Raw genomic sequence first — 16,745 nt, 5'->3', positions numbered from 1 at the left:
GTCGGCAGCTGGAACCAAAAGTTGCGATTTTGATTCGCTACTTTGCCCAAGGGCACTACGTCGTCGCTAGCTTACGCCGGCACGCCTCCACAAGTAGTGGAGTTGTGGCTGTCAACCTCAGATACTCGTTGCTAACTGGCTGATATTGCAGGCCATCGAAAAAGAGAGCTTCAGTTCACTTTTGTTCAGTCAGAATGTCGCACCTTTACCAACGGTTTACATAATACCTACAAATTGCAGGAACGGGACTTGATAACAAGAAAGTCATCAAACCCCGTGTTCGTCGCTCTGCCATTGCACTTCTGCTGACTGCTTCATTTCAACGACACCCCGCACATTGCGGACCAACGGTCGAAAACCGAGGGACCCTTCGTCATGCTCGCCAGCCTGTCTATTCGCGCCAAGATCACCATTGTTCTTTCATTTTTGCTGCTTGCGATGACGGGTCTCGGCCTGATCGCGGTTCGGAAGATGCAGGCGATCAACGCCAATGCGGTGGATATCCAGACCAGCTGGCTGCCAAGCGTGCGTTTCCTTGGCGATTTGCGCTCGGGTACAATCACCTATCGCAACGTGATCCGTCAGCACATGCTGTCCGAGACGCTGGAAGAAAAGCTGGCCAATGAGAAGACCCTGGAGACGGTGGTCACGAGCAACAACGGCATCCGTGCGAAGTATGAGAAGCTGATCACCTCTCCGGAAGAGCGCGCGCTCTACGAGGAATGGAGCAAGCTCTGGGACAGCTACAAGAAGGGCACGCTCGATGTGATGGATCTGTCGCGCAAGAGCGCCGGCAAGATGCCGCAGGAAGCCAATGCGTTGAACACGAAGACTGTGAATCCGATCGGCCTGAAAGCTGACGAAGTCCTGAACAAGGACATCGAGCTCAATCTCAGGGGCTCCGACACTGCCGGTGCAGACGCCCTGGCCAATTACGACGCAGCCTTCATGATGGTTGTCGCAATCCTCGTCGTCTCGGCGTTGCTCGGCATCGGTATTGGTATTTATCTCGTGCGGGACGTCTCCAGCGGCATCGCATCGATCGTCAAGCCGATGCAGGCATTGGGCCAGGGCGATCTGACCGCGGTCGTGCCGCATCAGGGCATGAAGACCGAGATCGGCACGATGGGAGACGCGCTGCAGATCTTCAAGCAGGCGCTGATCGACAAGCGTGCCGCGGACGAAGCAGCAGCAGCCGATGCAGAAGCCAAGATCGAGCGTGGTCGCCGCGTCGATAGCATCACCCGCGAATTCGAAACGATGATCGGCGAGATCGTCGAGACGGTGTCGTCCGCTTCGACCGAACTGGAAGCCTCTGCCAGCACGTTGACCGCGACTGCCGAACGTTCTCAGGAGCTGACAACGACCGTGGCAGCCGCTTCGGAGGAGGCCTCGACCAATGTGCAGTCGGTTGCTTCGGCGACCGAGGAGATGGCCTCGTCAGTGAACGAAATCAGCCGTCAGGTGCAGGAATCGGCCAGCATCGCCAATCAGGCCGTAGATCAGGCCCGCCTGACCAACGATCGCGTCAGCGCGCTTGCCAGTGCGGCCGCTCGCATCGGTGACGTCGTCGAGCTGATCAACAACATCGCCGGCCAGACCAATCTTCTGGCGCTCAACGCAACTATCGAAGCCGCGCGTGCCGGCGAGGCCGGTCGTGGCTTCGCGGTGGTGGCATCGGAAGTGAAGGCGCTGGCCGAGCAGACGGCGAAAGCCACCGGTGAGATCTCGACGCAGATCTCCGGCATCCAGGCGGCGACGCAGGAATCGGTTGGTGCCATCAAGGAGATCGGGGACACCATCGGCCGGATGTCCGAGATCGCTTCGACGATCGCCTCGGCGGTGGAAGAGCAGGGCGCTGCGACCCAGGAAATCTCCCGCAACGTCCAGCAGGCAGCGCAGGGTACCATGCAAGTCTCGTCGAACATCACCGACGTTCAGCGTGGCGCCAGCGAGACCGGCTCGGCATCCTCGCAGGTGCTCTCCGCAGCGCAGTCGCTGTCCTCGGACAGCACGCGTCTGAAGGTCGAGGTCAGCAAGTTCCTGAACGCCGTACGCGCAGCCTGACGCTACGAGATATCGAGACATTGAAGCCGGCGCGAGAGCGCCGGCTTTTTTCATTGTCAATTGACGCCGCCTTCCACCCATTCGCTTGGTGCGCTGTTCTGTTTGCGCAGGTTATGGGCTACCGCGTGTAACGGTTATGTGGCCGCGCTTCTCAACTTTGTGCCCGGCGCTGCGCAACGTCCTGCGGCGTCTTGGCGATCTCTTAGTCATTTGCTGCAATCGTGTACTACGCGCTTTTTGCACGCAGCGGCATACCGTCGTCGCTGCAAGTTATTTGGACCGGCGTTGCGTCTTAGAAAGAGACCATGACCCCTATCGATTATGAGTATTTGCAGAAGATTCTGAAAGATCGTTCCGGATTGGTGCTATCGGCCGACAAGAAGTACCTGCTCGAAAGCAGATTGATGCCGCTGGCGCGCAAGGCCGGTGTCGCCGGGATCAGCGAACTCGTTCAGAAGATGAAAGCCGGTTCCGAGCCGATGATCTTGGATGTGGTCGAAGCCATGACTACCAACGAGACCTTCTTCTTTCGCGACAAGACACCGTTCGAGCATTTTCAGAACACGGTCATTCCCGAGCTGATCAAGGCGCGCGCTGGCAAGCGCAGTCTGCGGATCTGGTGCGCGGCTGGCTCGACCGGGCAGGAACCATATTCGCTCGCCATGATCATGAAGGAACTCGGCGCCGCGCTGACGGGGTGGCGCGTCGAGATCGTGGCCACGGATCTCTCGCCAGAAGTGCTCGAAAAATCACGCACTGGCGTCTACACCCAGTTCGAGGTGCAGCGCGGCCTGCCGATCCAGTTGCTGGTGAAACACTTCAAGCAGACCGGCACGACGTGGCAGCTCAATGCCGACATCCGCGCGATGATTCAGTTCAAGCAGTTCAACCTGCTGCAGGACTACGCGCATCTCGGCAAGTTCGACGTCATCTTCTGCCGCAATGTGCTGATTTATTTCGATCAGGCGACCAAGAGCGAGATCTTCGGCAGGCTTGCAAAAGCCAGCGAACCTGACGGCTATCTGTTCCTGGGCGCAGCCGAGACCGTGGTCGGTCTGACCGACCGCTATCGGGTTTGCCCCAATCGTCGCGGTGTCTATCTGCCGGTGAGCGCGCAAGCGTCGCCATCGATCGTGCCCGACATGGGTGCCGGACTGAAGACGTCTCCCGCCAGTATGCGGGCGTAGGAGCGGTCATGGCAGAAGAAGTTGCAACCAACGGGCGCGTCATTTTCGGGCGTGGCTACAATGTCTGGATCATGGCCATCGACGGCACATGGCGGCGCAGTTGCGTGCTGAAGGCTGTGTCGAGTCATGATGCTGAGTTGATACTCGAGACCTCCATCGAGGGCCTCAATCTGAAAGAGTTCTTCCTGCTGCTGTCATCGACCGGACTTGCCTATCGCCGCTGCGAACTGGTCAAGGTCAACGGTGCGCAGATCGATATTCGCTTCCTGAACACCAAAGGTAGCAAGAAGAAATCGCCGGCGAAGAGCGATCACGGCGATATGGCTGACGCCTGATCATGCGGCATCAAGATATCGACGATCATCACATCGAAGCTTGTATCTTCCAACACGAATAGACCGATCTCGCCACCATCGGCCGAGACGGTTTCGAAGCCCTCGCGTTCCAGTGTCAGCCTAATGGACATGGACACGAGTGGGTCGTCGTCGACGACCAGCATGCGTTTCATGGCGGCGCCCCCGCGCGCTGGAGTGAGCCTGCAGTCACTCTCCACGCAACACGCAACCGTGACGCGACGAATCGCCGACGACGCCAAGTGTTTAGTCATTTCGCCGGAGGTGTCTGTCCAGATTTGCACACTTGGGGCATTTCGTTGTTGCCGGGTTGCACGCGCCATGTACATGGTCGGATATGAGCATGATGTTCGAAGAACTGGATTATCGCCCGACGCCGATGGGTGTCCTGACCCTGCGACGTCGGCGGAAGCCGGGGACCGATATCGATATCTTTGAAATCAAGCTCGGCGACGAATTTCTGATGTCGAGCGCATTCACGGCTGCCGAGATCGCGCTGGCGGATATCGGCCTGGCGTCGCTAACCGGTCGTGGGCTGGATGTTGTCGTTGGCGGTCTCGGTCTGGGCTACACGGCGCAGGCGGTTCTCGCGCATGAGAAGGTCGGTTCGCTGGTCGTCATTGATGCGCTGCCCGAAGTGATCGAATGGCATCAGGCCGGCCTGATCCCGATCGGCCGCGAATTGTCGGCGGACGGGCGCTGCCGTCTCGTCCATGGCGATTTCTTCAAGATGGCGACCTCGACGGGTGGTCATCTCGATCCCGACGAACCCGGTCGTCGCTTCGATGCAATACTGGTCGATATCGATCATGCGCCGGACAACCTGCTGCATCCGAGCCATGCCGTGCTCTATACGGCGGCCGGGCTGCAGCGTCTGTCGGAGCATCTCAAGCCCGGCGGCGTGTTTGCGCTGTGGTCGAACGACCCACCAGAAGCTGCATTCACGGCCGTGATGGAGAGTGTCTTTGGCGCCGTCACCGCGCATGTCGTGGCCTTCGACAATCTGAATGCCGACGAGGAAGTGTCCAACACCGTCTATGTCGGCACCAGGATCGAAGAGGCCGCATAGCGCGCCGTTGCGCTATTCGGCGGCCTGTTTCGCCAGCATCTGCTTGTCCGACCGGTTATCGTCGTCGCGCTTCGATCGCCCCCAGCTCGACATGATATTGGAAAGCTTGTCGAGATAGACATAGACCACTGGTGTCGTGAACAGCGTCAGCGCCTGGCTGACGATCAGGCCGCCGACCATCGCGTAGCCGAGCGGCTGGCGGATTTCCGAACCGGTGCCGGTGCCGAGCATCAACGGCACGCCGCCGAGCAGCGCCGCCATGGTCGTCATCATGATCGGGCGGAAACGCAGGATAGCGGCCTTGCGGATGGCTTCTTCCGGTTCAAGATGTTCGTCGCGCTCGGCAGCAATGGCGAAGTCCACCAGCATGATGCCGTTCTTCTTGACGATGCCGATCAGCAGCACGATGCCGATCAGCGCGATCAGACTGAAATCGAACCCGAACGCCATCAGGATCGCCAGCGCGCCGACGCCCGCCGAGGGCAAGGTGGATAGGATCGTCAGCGGGTGGATGTAGCTCTCATAGAGAATGCCGAGGATCAGATAGACCACGACCAGTGCGGCGAGGATCAGCAGCGGCACCGTCGAGAGCGACTGCTGGAACGCCTGCGCCGTGCCCTGGAAGGTGCCGCGCAAGGTCGAAGGCGCGCCGATATCCTGCATGGCAGCCTGTACGGCATCGGTCGCCTGTCCGAGGGCAACGCCCTGCGCCAGATTGAAGCTGATGGTGATCGCCGGGAATTGGCCCTGATGGCTGATCGAAAGCGGCCGCACGGGCACCGTCGTCCATTTGGCAAAGGCCGACAGTGGCACCATGTCGCTTGTCGTCGGCGACTTGATATAGATCTTGTCGAGTGAATCGAGCTTGCCCTGCATCTCGGGCAATATCTCGAGAATGACGTGATAGCTGTTCAACTGCGTGAAATACTGCGCGACCTGACGCTGGCCGAATGCGTCATACAGTGTGTCGTCGATCAGTTGCGGCTGGATGCCGTAGCGCGAAGCGTTGTCGCGATCGATGGTCAGCGTCAGCGTCGTGCCCTTGGTCTGCTGGTCGGTGGCGACGTCGCGTAGACCCGGCAGCGTCTGCATCTTGGCCAGAATCTTCGGCGCCCACTCGTTCAGTTCGGCCAGATTGGCGTCCTGCAGCGTGTATTCGAACTGGGTGCGGGTGGCCCGGCCACCGAGCCGGATATCCTGTGCCGCCTGCATGAACAGGCGTGCGCCCTGAACCTTCTCCAGCTTCGGTCGCAGCCGTGTGATGATCTGTTGCGCATTGGCGGAACGTTCGTCGCGTGGCTTCAGCGTGATGAACATGCGCCCGGTATTGAGCGCACCGCCGCTGCCGCCGATCGACATGGCGACGCTGGCGACGTCGGGATCGGCCTGCACGATCTTGCCGAGTTCTTCCTGGTGGACCTTCATGTCTGCAAAGGAAATATCCTGCGACGCTTCGGAGGAAGCGGTGATCAGGCCGGTGTCCTGCTGTGGGAAGAAGCCCTTTGGGATAATCATGAACAGATAGACCGACAGGACGAGTGTGGCGAAGAACACCATCAGCGTCGTCAGGCGCCAGCGCAGCACGAGGTCGAGGCCGCGCTCATAAGCGCGCAGCAGAGCGTCGAAGGCGTTCTCGCTGAGCTGATAGAGCCGGCCATGCTTGGCGTGTTTCTCCTCGCGCAGGAAGCGCGAGGCCATCATTGGGGTCAGCGTCAGCGACACCACCAGCGAGACGAAAATCGTCATGGTCAGTGTCACGGCGAATTCGCGGAACAGGCGGCCGATAATGCCGCCCATCAGCAGGAGCGGGATCAGCACGGCGACCAGCGAAACGCTGATCGAGACAATGGTGAAGCCGATTTCACCCGCGCCTTTCAGCGCGGCAGCCATCGGTGTTTCGCCTTCCTCGATATATCTAGTGATGTTTTCCAGCATCACGATGGCGTCGTCGACCACGAAGCCGACCGAGATGGTCAGCGCCATCAGCGACAGATTGTCGAGCGTATAGCCGAACACCCACATCAGCGCGCAGGCGCCGAGCAATGCGAGCGGTACGGTCACGCTGGGAATAACGGTGGCCCAGACGCTGCGCAGGAAGACGAAGATCACCATCACGACGAGGGCGATGGTCAGCAGCAGGGTGAACTGGACATCCTGCACGGCGGCGCGGATGGTCTGCGTGCGATCGCTGAGGACCTCGATCTTCACGGTCGGCGGGATCGCGGCCACCAGACGCGGCAGCTCGGCCTTGATCTTGTCGACAGTGTCGATGACGTTGGCGCCGGGCTGCTTGAAGATCACCAGAAACACGCCGCGCTTGCCATTAGCCCAGGCCGCCTGCTTGGCGTCTTCGGGGCCGGTCACCGCCGTGCCGATATCCTTGATCCGCAGCGGGCCACCATTGCGATAGGCGATGATGACATCGTTCCAGTCCTTCGATTCCGGCAACTGGTCGTTGGCGTAGATCGTGTAGCTGCGGGTCGCGCCGTCGATATTGCCTTTCGGGCTGTCGACGGTGGTGATCGCGATCTGGCTGCGGATGTCCTCGAGTTGCAGCCCCTTGGCAACCAGCTTGGCGGGATCGATCTGGATGCGGATCGCCGGCTTTTGCTGGCCGCCGATTGTAACCTGGGCGACGCCGGAGATCTGGCTGATCTGCTGCGCCAGTTGCGCATCGACACTGTCGCTGACCGTTGTAATGGGCAGCGTGTCCGATGTCGCCGACAGCAGCATGATCGGCGAGTCCGCCGGGTTGACCTTGCGATAGGTGGGCGGGCTCGGAAGCGTCTTCGGCAATTGTCCGCCGGCGGCATTGATCGCGGCTTGCACGTCATTGGCGGCGCCGTCGATCGAGCGGTTGAGATCGAACTGGATCGTGACTGCAGATGTGCCGAGCGAACTCGTCGAGGTCATCTGCGCCACGCCGGGGATCTGCGCGAGCTGTCGCTCCAGCGGCTGCGCCACCGAGGACGCCATGGTCTCGGGGCTGGCGCCGGGCAGGGTGGCGGCGACCTGGATGGTCGGGAAGTCGACCTGCGGCAAAGGCGCGACGGGAAGCTGGGGATAGGAGACCAGGCCGACAAACAGGATGCCGGCCATCAGCAATGATGTTGCGATCGGATAGCGAATGAACGGTGCTGAAATTCCTCCGTTCATGGCTATTCGCCTTTCGCCGGAGTGGCTGCGGATGTTGCGACCGACGTCGCCACCAGCGCGCCCGGCTGCACTTTATATTGCCCGGCGACGATAACGCGCTCGCCCGCGCTCAGCCCGTCCTCGACCACCGTGCGGCCATCGATGGAACGGCCGACCTTGATTTTCTTCAGCTCGGCTTTGTTGTCAGCCCCGACCGCAAAGGCATAGAGCCCGTCGGCCCCATGCTGAACGGCATCGTCGGGAATGACGGTCGCATCCTTCAGGGTGGTCACCAGCAGCCGCGTCGAGACTGAGAGGCCGGGCCACAGCACGTGGTCCTTGTTGTCGAATACCGCCTTGAGCCGGATCGTGCCGCTGGTCGTATCCACCTGATTATTGATGACCGCGAGCGTGCCTTCCGAGAGCGTCCGCTTTCCGTCGGTGGTCAGCGCGATCACCTTGAGCGGATGTTCCGCGAGCGACTGGCTGATGTCGATGAGGTTCTGTTCAGGCGCGGTGAAGATCACGGCGATCGGCTCGATCTGCGCGATAGTGACGATGCCGGTCTGGGTCGCGGCATTGACGATGTTACCTTTGTCGACCTGACGAAAGCCGACGCGGCCGGAGATCGGCGCCTTGATCGTGGTGTAAGCGAGTTGGGTCTGTGCATTCGAGATCGCGGCATCGTCGGCAGCGATCTGCGCGCTCAACTGCTGCACAGTGGAGCGTTGTGTGTCTGTCTGTTGCCGTGTCGCGAATTCGCCGAGTTTGGTGAAGCGCTGCAAATCCAGATTGGCATTGGCGAGATTGGCTTCGTCCTGCGCCTTCTTGGCCTTGGCCTGATCGAGCGCCGCCTGGAACGGGCGCGGATCGATCTGTGCGAGCAGGTCACCCTCCTTGACGATCTGTCCTTCGGTGAAAGCGATCGTGTCGATCTGACCATCGACACGGGTCCGCACGACCACGGTGTTGAACCCCTGCACGGTCCCCAAACCGCCGAGATAAACGGGGAAATCAGCTTTTTCGACAGATGCAATTTTCACCGGGACGGGGGCAGGGCCGCGCGGTTTGTCGGCATTCGCCTGCTGTGCTCCGGTAGCTCCGTAATGCTGCCATGCGATAGTTCCGCCGGCCGCAAGCAGCGCCAGAACAATCAGCCCAGTCCATCGAAAACGGGTAAGCGTTGTCATGGTGATCTCATCAATCTCTTGGCAGCCACTGACGCAGACATGCGCGTCCAATGCGCGCCCGCTTGGGCGGCTCCTGATCAGCTAGGTGTCGACTCAAATGCTGTAAACACACGACCGCTTGAACGCGTGCTTCATTGCCAAATCTTCATGTTCACTATGATTTACGCGTGATTTCTCGCATCGTTCCAACAGGACACTGCGCCTCGTTTTATGCGGCGTCTTGGACAATCCATCGGCGCAGTGAGAAGCGCCTGGTGTTGTAACTGCGCGTCGTATCCGCCATAGCCTCGTCGAAGCCGACATTGCGGCTTGTAAATGTAATCGATCCGGAGCGGGACATGGACGAGTTGAATGGGCGGATGATCGCCTGTCAGATTTTGATTACCGGATTGATCGCGCGCGTCGCCAATGACTCGCCAGATCCGCTGCGCTTCCTGACCGACTATCGGGACGAGATCAAAGCCGTCGTGCGTGGCATCAACATCGCCGGCATGGAGAATACGGATCGGGTAAGGCAGTCTGCGCTGCAGACCGTCGACGAGATGTTCTCGCTGATGAAGCCGCCGAGCAGCGAATAGGGTGGCCGTTTCATATTACCTCTAGGTAGCTGCCGCGACCAATCTAGACATATTCAAACATAAGAAGCCTGCAATCTCGCCCAATTGCGTTGACCACCCGTTCTCCTGCCGACTACGTCCATGGGACAAATTATCGCACTTGATGCGTCCTGGTGTCGCAGTTTTGGGGGAATTCGATGGGTACGGCGAAAATGCCGCGGTCTTTGCGTGCTGTTTCTGAGGTTCGTGTCGGCGAGGGCGCCGATCCCCATTCTGGCCGAAAAGTAACGGCGGTTGCGGGTCTTATCGCGGTTGCGTCGTTCAGCGGTGCCGAAGCGCAGCAATCCACCCTTCCGCCGGTCACAGTGGATGCCCCGGTTGCCCGGCCCCGGCCGGCGGCGTCGAAGCCAAGTCCGGACCAGATTCGCGCGCGCACCGCGCTCCGCCGCGCCGCCCGCCGGGCTCAACCGGTGCCGGTCGCGCCGGTGCCGTTTCCGAATGCCGGCGGACTAGCCGCTGATCCTTATGCTGATCCCTCCGCGCCCTATAAAGGTGATCGGCTTGCGGGCGGAAAATTCACCGAGAAGCTGCTGGATACGCCGCGCACGGTCACGGTGCTCACCAGGGAAGTTCTCGAGGACAAGAATGCGACGTCGCTGCGCGATGCCGTCCGTTCGACAGCCGGCGTGACGCTCGGCACTGGTGAGGGCGGCAACGCTTTCGGCGATCGCTTCTTCATCCGCGGCTTCGATGCCCGCAATGACGTGTTCGTCGACGGTATCCGCGACCCGGCCGTCAGTATTCGTGAAAACTTCTTCACCGAACAGGTCGAGATCCTGCGCGGTCCGGCATCGTCCTTCGCCGGACGCGGCACTGCCGGCGGTGCGATCAACATCGTCACCAAACAGGCAGGCGACAAGAACTTCACCAATATCGATACCGCGTTCGGTACCGATGCCACCAAGCGCGTCACCATCGACGCCAATCAGGTGCTGAGCCCGACGGTGTCGGTGCGCGCCGGCGGCCTGTTTCAGGACGCCAATGTTGCTGGCCGCAACACCACGACTGACGATCGCTGGGGAGGCTTCGCGGCCATCAAGTGGACGCCGGTCGACGCCGTAAAGGTCACGGCCAACTACATTCACACAGACCTCAATTCGATCCCGGATTTCGGTATTCCATGGGACCGCGCGGCCAACAAGCCATCAACGGAAACCGGCATCGCGAACCGCAACAACTACTATGGCTTCGCCAATCGCGACTTCCAGCATGCCCGTCAGGATATCGGCTCGCTGAACACCGAAGTCGCACTGACGCCCGACGTCACTTTCTCGAACAAGATGCGGCTGGAACGCTCGACTCTGGCCTATGTCGGCACCTTGCCGGAAGCGCCCCGCGTCGGCATTCCCGGCTACGTCTCCGACGCTGCCGGCGGCTTCGGCCTGGTGCAGCTCAACGCCGTCAGCCGCTATCAGACCACGGATACGATCGCCAACCAGTCGGACTTCAAGTTCAAGTTCGACACCGGCCCGATCAGGCACACGACAATCGTCGGCGCCGAAATCTCGCGCGAAAAGGTCGACATCGACACCTTTACGGGCCTGACGACGGAGTCGCTGCCAGGTGGAAGCACGAGCATCGGTTCGGTGATCGTTCCGATCAACAATCCGTATCTGACCTATTCGGCTTTTGCGCAGCCCACACGTGCCAACAACCCAACGGTGATCAAGGTCGACACCAATGCGGGCTACGCCATCAACACGGCGAACTACAACGACATCGTCTATCTGAACACCGGCATCCGCTATGACGACTACAGCGTCAGCGCAGGCAAGCCGTTCGCGACGACCACGACGTTCCCGCAAAAGGCAGATAGCGGAAATGTAAACTGGAATGTCGGCCTGACGTTGAAGCCGCTACCCTATGGCAGCGTCTATGCAGCCTATGCGACGTCGACCAACCCGGTCGGTGCGGAACTGGACGGCACCGACGCACGCTACGGCGGCTTCAACCTCACGGGCGCCTATAATCAGGTGTTCGCGCCGGAAAAGAACAAGTCGGCGGAAGTCGGTACCAAGTGGGAACTGTTCGATCGCCATCTGTTGCTGACCGGTGCCCTGTTCGAGACCACCAAGAGCAACGCGCGTGAGCAGTTGACCGTTGCCGGTACCACGCAGGTCGTGGCTGGCGCGTCATACCGAATCCGCGGCATTGATCTCGGTGTCGCCGGCAAGATCACCGATCGCTGGAGCGTATTCGGTGGTCTGGTTCTGATGGAATCCAAGGTGCTGAACTCGGCAACGCCTGCTTTCATCGGGCGCGATCTCGCCAATATCGCGCATCAGTCGTTCAACCTGATGACCAAGTACAAGTTCGACTATGGCTGGGAGCTGGGCGGGCAGGCGACCTATCAGTCGCAGCGCACCGGTGGCATTCTGTACACGACCACCACGACGGTCCTGCCGGAATTCTGGCGCTTCGACATGTTCGTCGAGAAGAAGATCGACAAGAACATCACCCTCAAGCTGTTCGTCAACAACCTCACCAACAAGCTCTACTATGACGGCTTCTACAACAGTGCTGCACCGTTCGTGCTGGTGGCGCCGGGGCGGTCGGGAACACTTGTTCTCAGTGGGAAGTTCTAGAGGATGCTGATTTGCATCCCTGATGTCTTGAGCAAAAGTGATGTGGCGGAGTTCCGCCGCATCATGGATGCGGCCGGTTGGGAGGACGGTCGCTCGACTGCCGGTGCGCAATCGGCTCTGGTCAAACGAAATGAGCAACTGCCGCCGGACAGCGATGTGGCCCGCGCGCTCGGCAATCGCATCATCTCGGCGCTGACGTCGAACCCGCGGTTCTTATCTGCAGCAATTCCGCTGCATATCTTCCCGCCGCTGTTCAATCGTTACGTCTCGTCGGATGGACATCACTTCGGCGTGCACGTCGACAATGCAGTGCGAGGCGACCATCTCACCGGCATGCGTATCCGCACTGATCTGTCAGTGACATTGTTCCTCTCTGAGCCCGAGGAATATGAGGGCGGTGAGCTTGTCATTGAAGACAATTACGGCTCACACGAGGTGAAGCTGCCGGCCGGCCACCTCGTACTTTATCCTGCTTCCAGTTTGCACCTTGTAACGCCTCTAAGGGCAGGTATGCGCGTAGCGTCTTTTTTCTGGCTACAGAGCATGATACGTGATGCTCATGCGCGCAGCATGATCTTCGATCTCGACAGCGCGATTCAGAGCCTAGTTGAACGTCTCGGAAGAGACGACCCAGAAACGGTCAAATTGACGGGCATCTATCATAATCTCATCCGCTACTGGGCCGAGGTATAAGCTTGTTTAGAACTGTTCTTAAGTCGCTGGCTGTGCTGGCAGTGGTCGCGTTTGCTTCGCCAATCATTGCGCAGCAGGCTGCAAAGCCCGTGGCGCCGGTGGTTACTCAGGCAGCTCCCGCTGCGGCGCCGGCCCCGGTAACTGCTCAGCCGAGCAGCCCAGTGGCGAGCCCGGCCGCTTCGACAGCTCTTGTTAGCCCGGTGATGGAGGCCGCGCCCAGGCCGATGGTCGCGACCGGTGAGCACGATCTGTCGCCCTGGAAAATGTTCATGGGTGCCGACATCATCGTCAAGGCGGTGATGGTGGGTCTGGCTTTCGCATCGGTCGTCACCTGGACGGTCGGCATTTTCAAGATGATGGAACTGACCTGGGCCATGCGTCGCTTGAAGGCCGCGCTCCGCAAGATCGGTGAATCGCGTTCGCTGTCGGAAGCGCAGATGGCGCTCGGCGAGCGCGGCACGATCCTGTCGCGCCTGTTGGCGGCCGCGATGCGGGAAGGGCGGATGTCCGCCGGCATTTCGAGCGATGAAGGCATCAAGGAGCGCGCCGCGTCGAGCTTTGGCGAAATCGTTCGCGCGGAGGGCCGCAAGGTACGCACCGGTATGGGCATCCTCGCGACCATTGGCGCAACGTCGCCGTTCGTCGGACTGTTCGGCACCGTCTGGGGCATCATGAACAGCTTCATCGGCATCTCGAAGTCGCAGACCACGAATCTCGCCGTCGTCGCGCCCGGTATCGCCGAAGCGCTGCTGGCGACCGCCATCGGCCTCGTCGCGGCGATCCCGGCGGTCATCATCTACAATCACTTCTCGCGCGTGACGAAGGCCTACATGGAAATCGTCGGCCGTGCGCAGGGCGCCGCCGGTCGTCTGCTGTCACGCGATCTTGATCGCACGCATTCGAGTTCACACGCACGCGCAGCGGCTGAATAATCATGGGTATGTCGCTTTCCGAAGGTGCAGACGACGATGATGATTTCGGTGAGAATCACGAAATCAACGTCACGCCCTTCATCGACGTCATTCTGGTTCTGCTGATCATCTTCATGGTGGCCGCGCCGCTGTCGACGGTGGACCTGCCGATCAATCTCCCGTCTTCCACGGTGACGCCGCAGAAGAAGCCGGACAAGCCGACCTATGTGAGCATCAAGCCGGATCTCGCTGTCGCGATAGGCGAGAACATGGTCAAGCGTGTCGATCTGGTGCGTCAGCTCGATGCGATGGGCGATGGCAACAAGGATCGTCCGATCTTCCTGCGCGTCGATCGCGCGGTGCCCTATGGCGAATTCTTCGATGTGATGGAACGGCTGCGTGCCGGTGGCTATCAGAAGACCAAGCTTGTTGCACTGGAAGGTGTTCCGGATGCCGCTGCGGCATCGCCGGCACCGATCGCTGCACCTGACGCGCCGAAGCCCTGACGTTACGGAAGCGCTATGTCCGAGCTCGATAGAAAGTCGTCCTGGCGACTGTGGCTGATCGCGGCGCTTGTCGCCGTGCTGCTGCATGTCGGCGGCATCGCTGCGGCTGTATTCGAGATGCAGCAGGAAGAGGACGACGACGGCCTCGGCGCCAATGCCATCGAAGTCGGGATGGAAATGGTGTCGCCCGACGTCGAGCCGACCGATCTTCCGCAGGGCCCGGATTCGGAGGCCTCGACCGCATCTCCGGCCGTTCAGGAGCAGAAGGCTGTCGAGAAGCAGAGCGATCTCCCCAAGGAGACGCCGCACGAGAGCGAAGAACCCGATCAGGTCGTGACCGAGAGCAAGGCGACCAAGCTGGAAGAAGAGACGCCTGAAAAAGCGCAGAAGCAGCAGCAGGCGTCGCAGGAATCCGTCGCGTCGGAAGCCGCCGCACAGCAGAAGCTCGATGATTCCAAGACCGGCGAGAAAGCGCAGGCGCAGCAGGGCGGCATCGGCACCGACAAGAAGCGCCTGTCGACAATCTGGTCCAAGCAGCTCAGCGCCTATCTCGAAAAGAACAAGCGCTATCCGCAGGAGCGCCAGCAGAAGACGGCTGAAGTGACGGTGAATTTCGAGATCGACCGCGTCGGCAAGGTCCTGGCTGTGCGGGTCGTGAAGGGCTCCGGCGACGCCGCATTCGACGAAGCCGCGGTTGCCATGGTCCGCCGCTCAGACCCGCTGCCGGCGCCGCCGCCGTTGATCGCCGACGACGGCCTGAGCTTCACCGTGCCCGTGATCTTCCGCGTCAAGGGCAAGGGTTGACGACGAGAAGGGCGACTTAGTAGGTCGCCCGTCCGCCCGAAATATCGAACACCGCGCCGGTCGAGAAGGCGCAGTCTTCCGAGGCCAGCCAGGCAGCCATTGCGGCCAGTTCCTGCACCAGCACGAAACGTCCTTTCGGAATCTTCGACAGCATGAAGTTGATATGCTGTTCCGTCATCTGGTCGAAAATCGCCGTCTTCGCGGCCGCAGGCGTGATGGCGTTGACGTTGATCTCGTGGCCGGCCAGTTCCTTGCCGAGCGACTTGGTCAGCGCGATCAGGCCGGCCTTCGACGCCGAATAGTGCGAGGCATTCGGATTGCCTTCCTTGCCGGCGATCGAGGCGATGTTGACGATGCGGCCGTAATTCTGCTTCAGCATCACTGGCACGACGGCCTTGCAGCACAGGAACGGGCCGTCAAGATTGATGCGCATCACCTTGCGCCAATCGTCGTAATCGATCTCCCACACCGGCTTGTTGAATCCAGTGATGCCGGCATTGTTGACCAGGATATCGATCTTGCCGAACTCTTGAAGCGTCGCAGCGCGAGCTTCATCAATTGAAGCCACGTCGGTGACGTCGACTTTGAGGGCAATCACTTCGTCGCCGATTTCGCTCGCCGTTTTTACGGCCAGGTCAATATCCTGATCCCAGATCGCCACCTTGGCGCCGGAAGCCACGAAGCGTTCGGTGATCGCGCGGCCAAAGCCCTGGGCGCCGCCCGTGACCACGGCGCAGCGGCCGTTCAAATCGATCTTGTTCATGATGCGATGTCCTCGGTTACAGCGTCCAGCCGCCGTCGATGATGTGCGCGACGCCGGTGGTGAAGGCGCTCTCGTCGCTAGCGAGATAGACGGCGAGGGATGCGATCTCCTCGGCGGTGCCGAGACGTCCCATCGGCTGCCGGCTGACGAACAGCTCGCGGCCATTCGGGCCTGCGGCCGCGGCGCGGTCGAGCATCGACGGCGTTTCGATCGTGCCGGGGCAGATCGCGTTGCAGCGAATGCCTTTGGTGATGTAGTCGACAGCCACAGCACGGGTGAGGGCGGCGACGGCAGCTTTGGTTGCGCCATAGACGTAGCGGTTAGGCGCTGCCTTGAAGACACCGGCGGCGGAGGAAATGTTGACAATCGCACCATTGCCGCGCGCGAGCATGCCGGGCAGGAACGCACGGATGGTCCGATGCATCGATTTGACGTTCAGGTCGAACGAGAAATCCCAGTCGGAATCGGAGCATTCCAGTGCTGCGCCGTGATGCACGAAGCCGGCGGCGTTGAGCAGGATGTCGATATCGCCGACCTTCTTCGCCATCGCTTCGACGGCAGCCGTGTCGCGCACGTCGAGCCGTGCAGTCTCGGCGATACCATCCTTGGTTAGCAGCGCCACGCCCTTGTCGTCGATATCGGTGGCGAATACCGTTGCGCCTTCGCGCGCAAAGGCCAGTGCACAGGCGCGGCCGATACCGACGGCGCCCGCGGTGACGAAGGCGCGTTTGCCTTTCAAGCGGTCAGACATGTGAAATCTCCCTGAAGTTTTTCGTTCACTCTCCGCCGTCATTGCGAGGAGCGAAGCGACGAAGCAATCCAGAAGCCAAGAAGAAAGACTGGATTGCTTCGCTGCGCTCGCAAT

At 60.5% G+C, this 16,745-nt stretch carries 15 protein-coding genes; 10 read left to right on the top strand and 5 right to left on the bottom strand.

Translation table 11 applies throughout. From position 1 onward, the window contains the following. Positions 1 to 375 precede the first annotated feature (375 nt). The 3 genes from BLW80_RS17410 to BLW80_RS17400 all read left to right on the top strand — a co-directional run bounded on the left by BLW80_RS17410 (position 376) and on the right by BLW80_RS17400 (position 3,589). Positions 376 to 2,067 carry a methyl-accepting chemotaxis protein gene (locus BLW80_RS17410; protein WP_093758888.1) on the top strand — a complete coding sequence of 564 codons (1,692 nt, stop codon included), beginning with the start codon at positions 376 to 378 and terminating at the stop codon, positions 2,065 to 2,067. Positions 2,068 to 2,372: 305 nt separating this feature from the next. Next, a complete protein-coding gene (locus BLW80_RS17405; protein WP_093758887.1) occupies positions 2,373 to 3,254 on the top strand; it encodes a CheR family methyltransferase in 882 nt (293 codons plus the stop codon). A gap of 8 nt (positions 3,255 to 3,262) precedes the next feature. Then, positions 3,263 to 3,589: a pilus assembly protein PilZ gene (locus tag BLW80_RS17400; protein WP_068730616.1), complete on the top strand. Its 327-nt coding sequence runs from the start codon at positions 3,263 to 3,265 to the stop codon at positions 3,587 to 3,589. Here BLW80_RS17400 and BLW80_RS30400 read toward each other — a convergent pair. Continuing rightward, a complete protein-coding gene (locus BLW80_RS30400) occupies positions 3,565 to 3,762 on the bottom strand; it encodes a response regulator (RefSeq protein ID WP_170849691.1) in 198 nt (65 codons plus the stop codon). The genes BLW80_RS17400 and BLW80_RS30400 overlap by 25 nt on opposite strands. Before the next feature lie 188 nt (positions 3,763 to 3,950). On the opposite strand from BLW80_RS30400, the gene BLW80_RS17390 reads away from it, so the two are divergent. After that, positions 3,951 to 4,676, top strand: coding sequence for a spermine/spermidine synthase domain-containing protein (locus tag BLW80_RS17390; protein WP_210185332.1), 726 nt, complete (start codon positions 3,951 to 3,953; stop codon positions 4,674 to 4,676). A 12-nt stretch (positions 4,677 to 4,688) separates the two neighbouring features. On the opposite strand, the gene BLW80_RS17385 is transcribed toward BLW80_RS17390, so the two are convergent. Together BLW80_RS17385 and BLW80_RS17380 are read right to left on the bottom strand one after the other, a co-directional pair. Further along, positions 4,689 to 7,832 (bottom strand): multidrug efflux RND transporter permease subunit, encoded by a 3,144-nt coding sequence (locus BLW80_RS17385; protein ID WP_093758884.1) that lies wholly within the window; start codon positions 7,830 to 7,832, stop codon positions 4,689 to 4,691. A 2-nt stretch (positions 7,833 to 7,834) separates the two neighbouring features. Then, positions 7,835 to 9,001 (bottom strand): efflux RND transporter periplasmic adaptor subunit, encoded by a 1,167-nt coding sequence (locus BLW80_RS17380; RefSeq protein ID WP_093758883.1) that lies wholly within the window; start codon positions 8,999 to 9,001, stop codon positions 7,835 to 7,837. A 338-nt stretch (positions 9,002 to 9,339) separates the two neighbouring features. On the opposite strand from BLW80_RS17380, the gene BLW80_RS17375 reads away from it, so the two are divergent. The 6 genes from BLW80_RS17375 to BLW80_RS17350 all read left to right on the top strand — a co-directional run bounded on the left by BLW80_RS17375 (position 9,340) and on the right by BLW80_RS17350 (position 15,117). Beyond that, on the top strand, positions 9,340 to 9,579 hold the full coding sequence (locus BLW80_RS17375) for a hypothetical protein (RefSeq protein ID WP_089267192.1): 240 nt from the start codon (positions 9,340 to 9,342) through the stop codon (positions 9,577 to 9,579). Positions 9,580 to 9,755: 176 nt separating this feature from the next. Next, entirely contained in the window at positions 9,756 to 12,203 is a 2,448-nt protein-coding gene (locus BLW80_RS17370; RefSeq protein WP_093758882.1) for a TonB-dependent receptor, read from the top strand. Between the two features lie 3 nt (positions 12,204 to 12,206). Beyond that, positions 12,207 to 12,896: a Fe2+-dependent dioxygenase gene (locus BLW80_RS17365; RefSeq protein ID WP_093758881.1), complete on the top strand. Its 690-nt coding sequence runs from the start codon at positions 12,207 to 12,209 to the stop codon at positions 12,894 to 12,896. Positions 12,897 to 12,898: 2 nt separating this feature from the next. Further along, complete coding sequence (gene exbB / locus BLW80_RS17360) at positions 12,899 to 13,828, top strand: tonB-system energizer ExbB (protein WP_093758880.1); 930 nt, start codon at positions 12,899 to 12,901, stop codon at positions 13,826 to 13,828. 2 nt (positions 13,829 to 13,830) lie between these two features. Then, positions 13,831 to 14,313, top strand: coding sequence for a TonB system transport protein ExbD (gene exbD, locus BLW80_RS17355; protein ID WP_093758879.1), 483 nt, complete (start codon positions 13,831 to 13,833; stop codon positions 14,311 to 14,313). A 15-nt stretch (positions 14,314 to 14,328) separates the two neighbouring features. Continuing rightward, positions 14,329 to 15,117 (top strand): energy transducer TonB family protein, encoded by a 789-nt coding sequence (locus BLW80_RS17350; protein WP_093758878.1) that lies wholly within the window; start codon positions 14,329 to 14,331, stop codon positions 15,115 to 15,117. A 16-nt stretch (positions 15,118 to 15,133) separates the two neighbouring features. On the opposite strand, the gene BLW80_RS17345 is transcribed toward BLW80_RS17350, so the two are convergent. Together BLW80_RS17345 and BLW80_RS17340 are read right to left on the bottom strand one after the other, a co-directional pair. Continuing rightward, the gene (locus BLW80_RS17345; protein ID WP_093758877.1) at positions 15,134 to 15,880 is read right to left on the bottom strand and encodes an SDR family NAD(P)-dependent oxidoreductase; all 747 of its coding nucleotides are present in this window, start codon (positions 15,878 to 15,880) and stop codon (positions 15,134 to 15,136) included. A gap of 16 nt (positions 15,881 to 15,896) precedes the next feature. Then, positions 15,897 to 16,631 carry an SDR family oxidoreductase gene (locus BLW80_RS17340; protein WP_068730627.1) on the bottom strand — a complete coding sequence of 245 codons (735 nt, stop codon included), beginning with the start codon at positions 16,629 to 16,631 and terminating at the stop codon, positions 15,897 to 15,899. Between the last annotated feature and the right edge of the window lie 114 nt (positions 16,632 to 16,745).

This window comes from Tardiphaga sp. OK245, from assembly GCF_900108575.1.
Classification (GTDB): domain Bacteria; phylum Pseudomonadota; class Alphaproteobacteria; order Rhizobiales; family Xanthobacteraceae; genus Tardiphaga; species Tardiphaga robiniae.
Note: the sequence above shows the minus strand (reverse complement) of the source record. Positions and strands in the feature narration are given on the sequence as shown.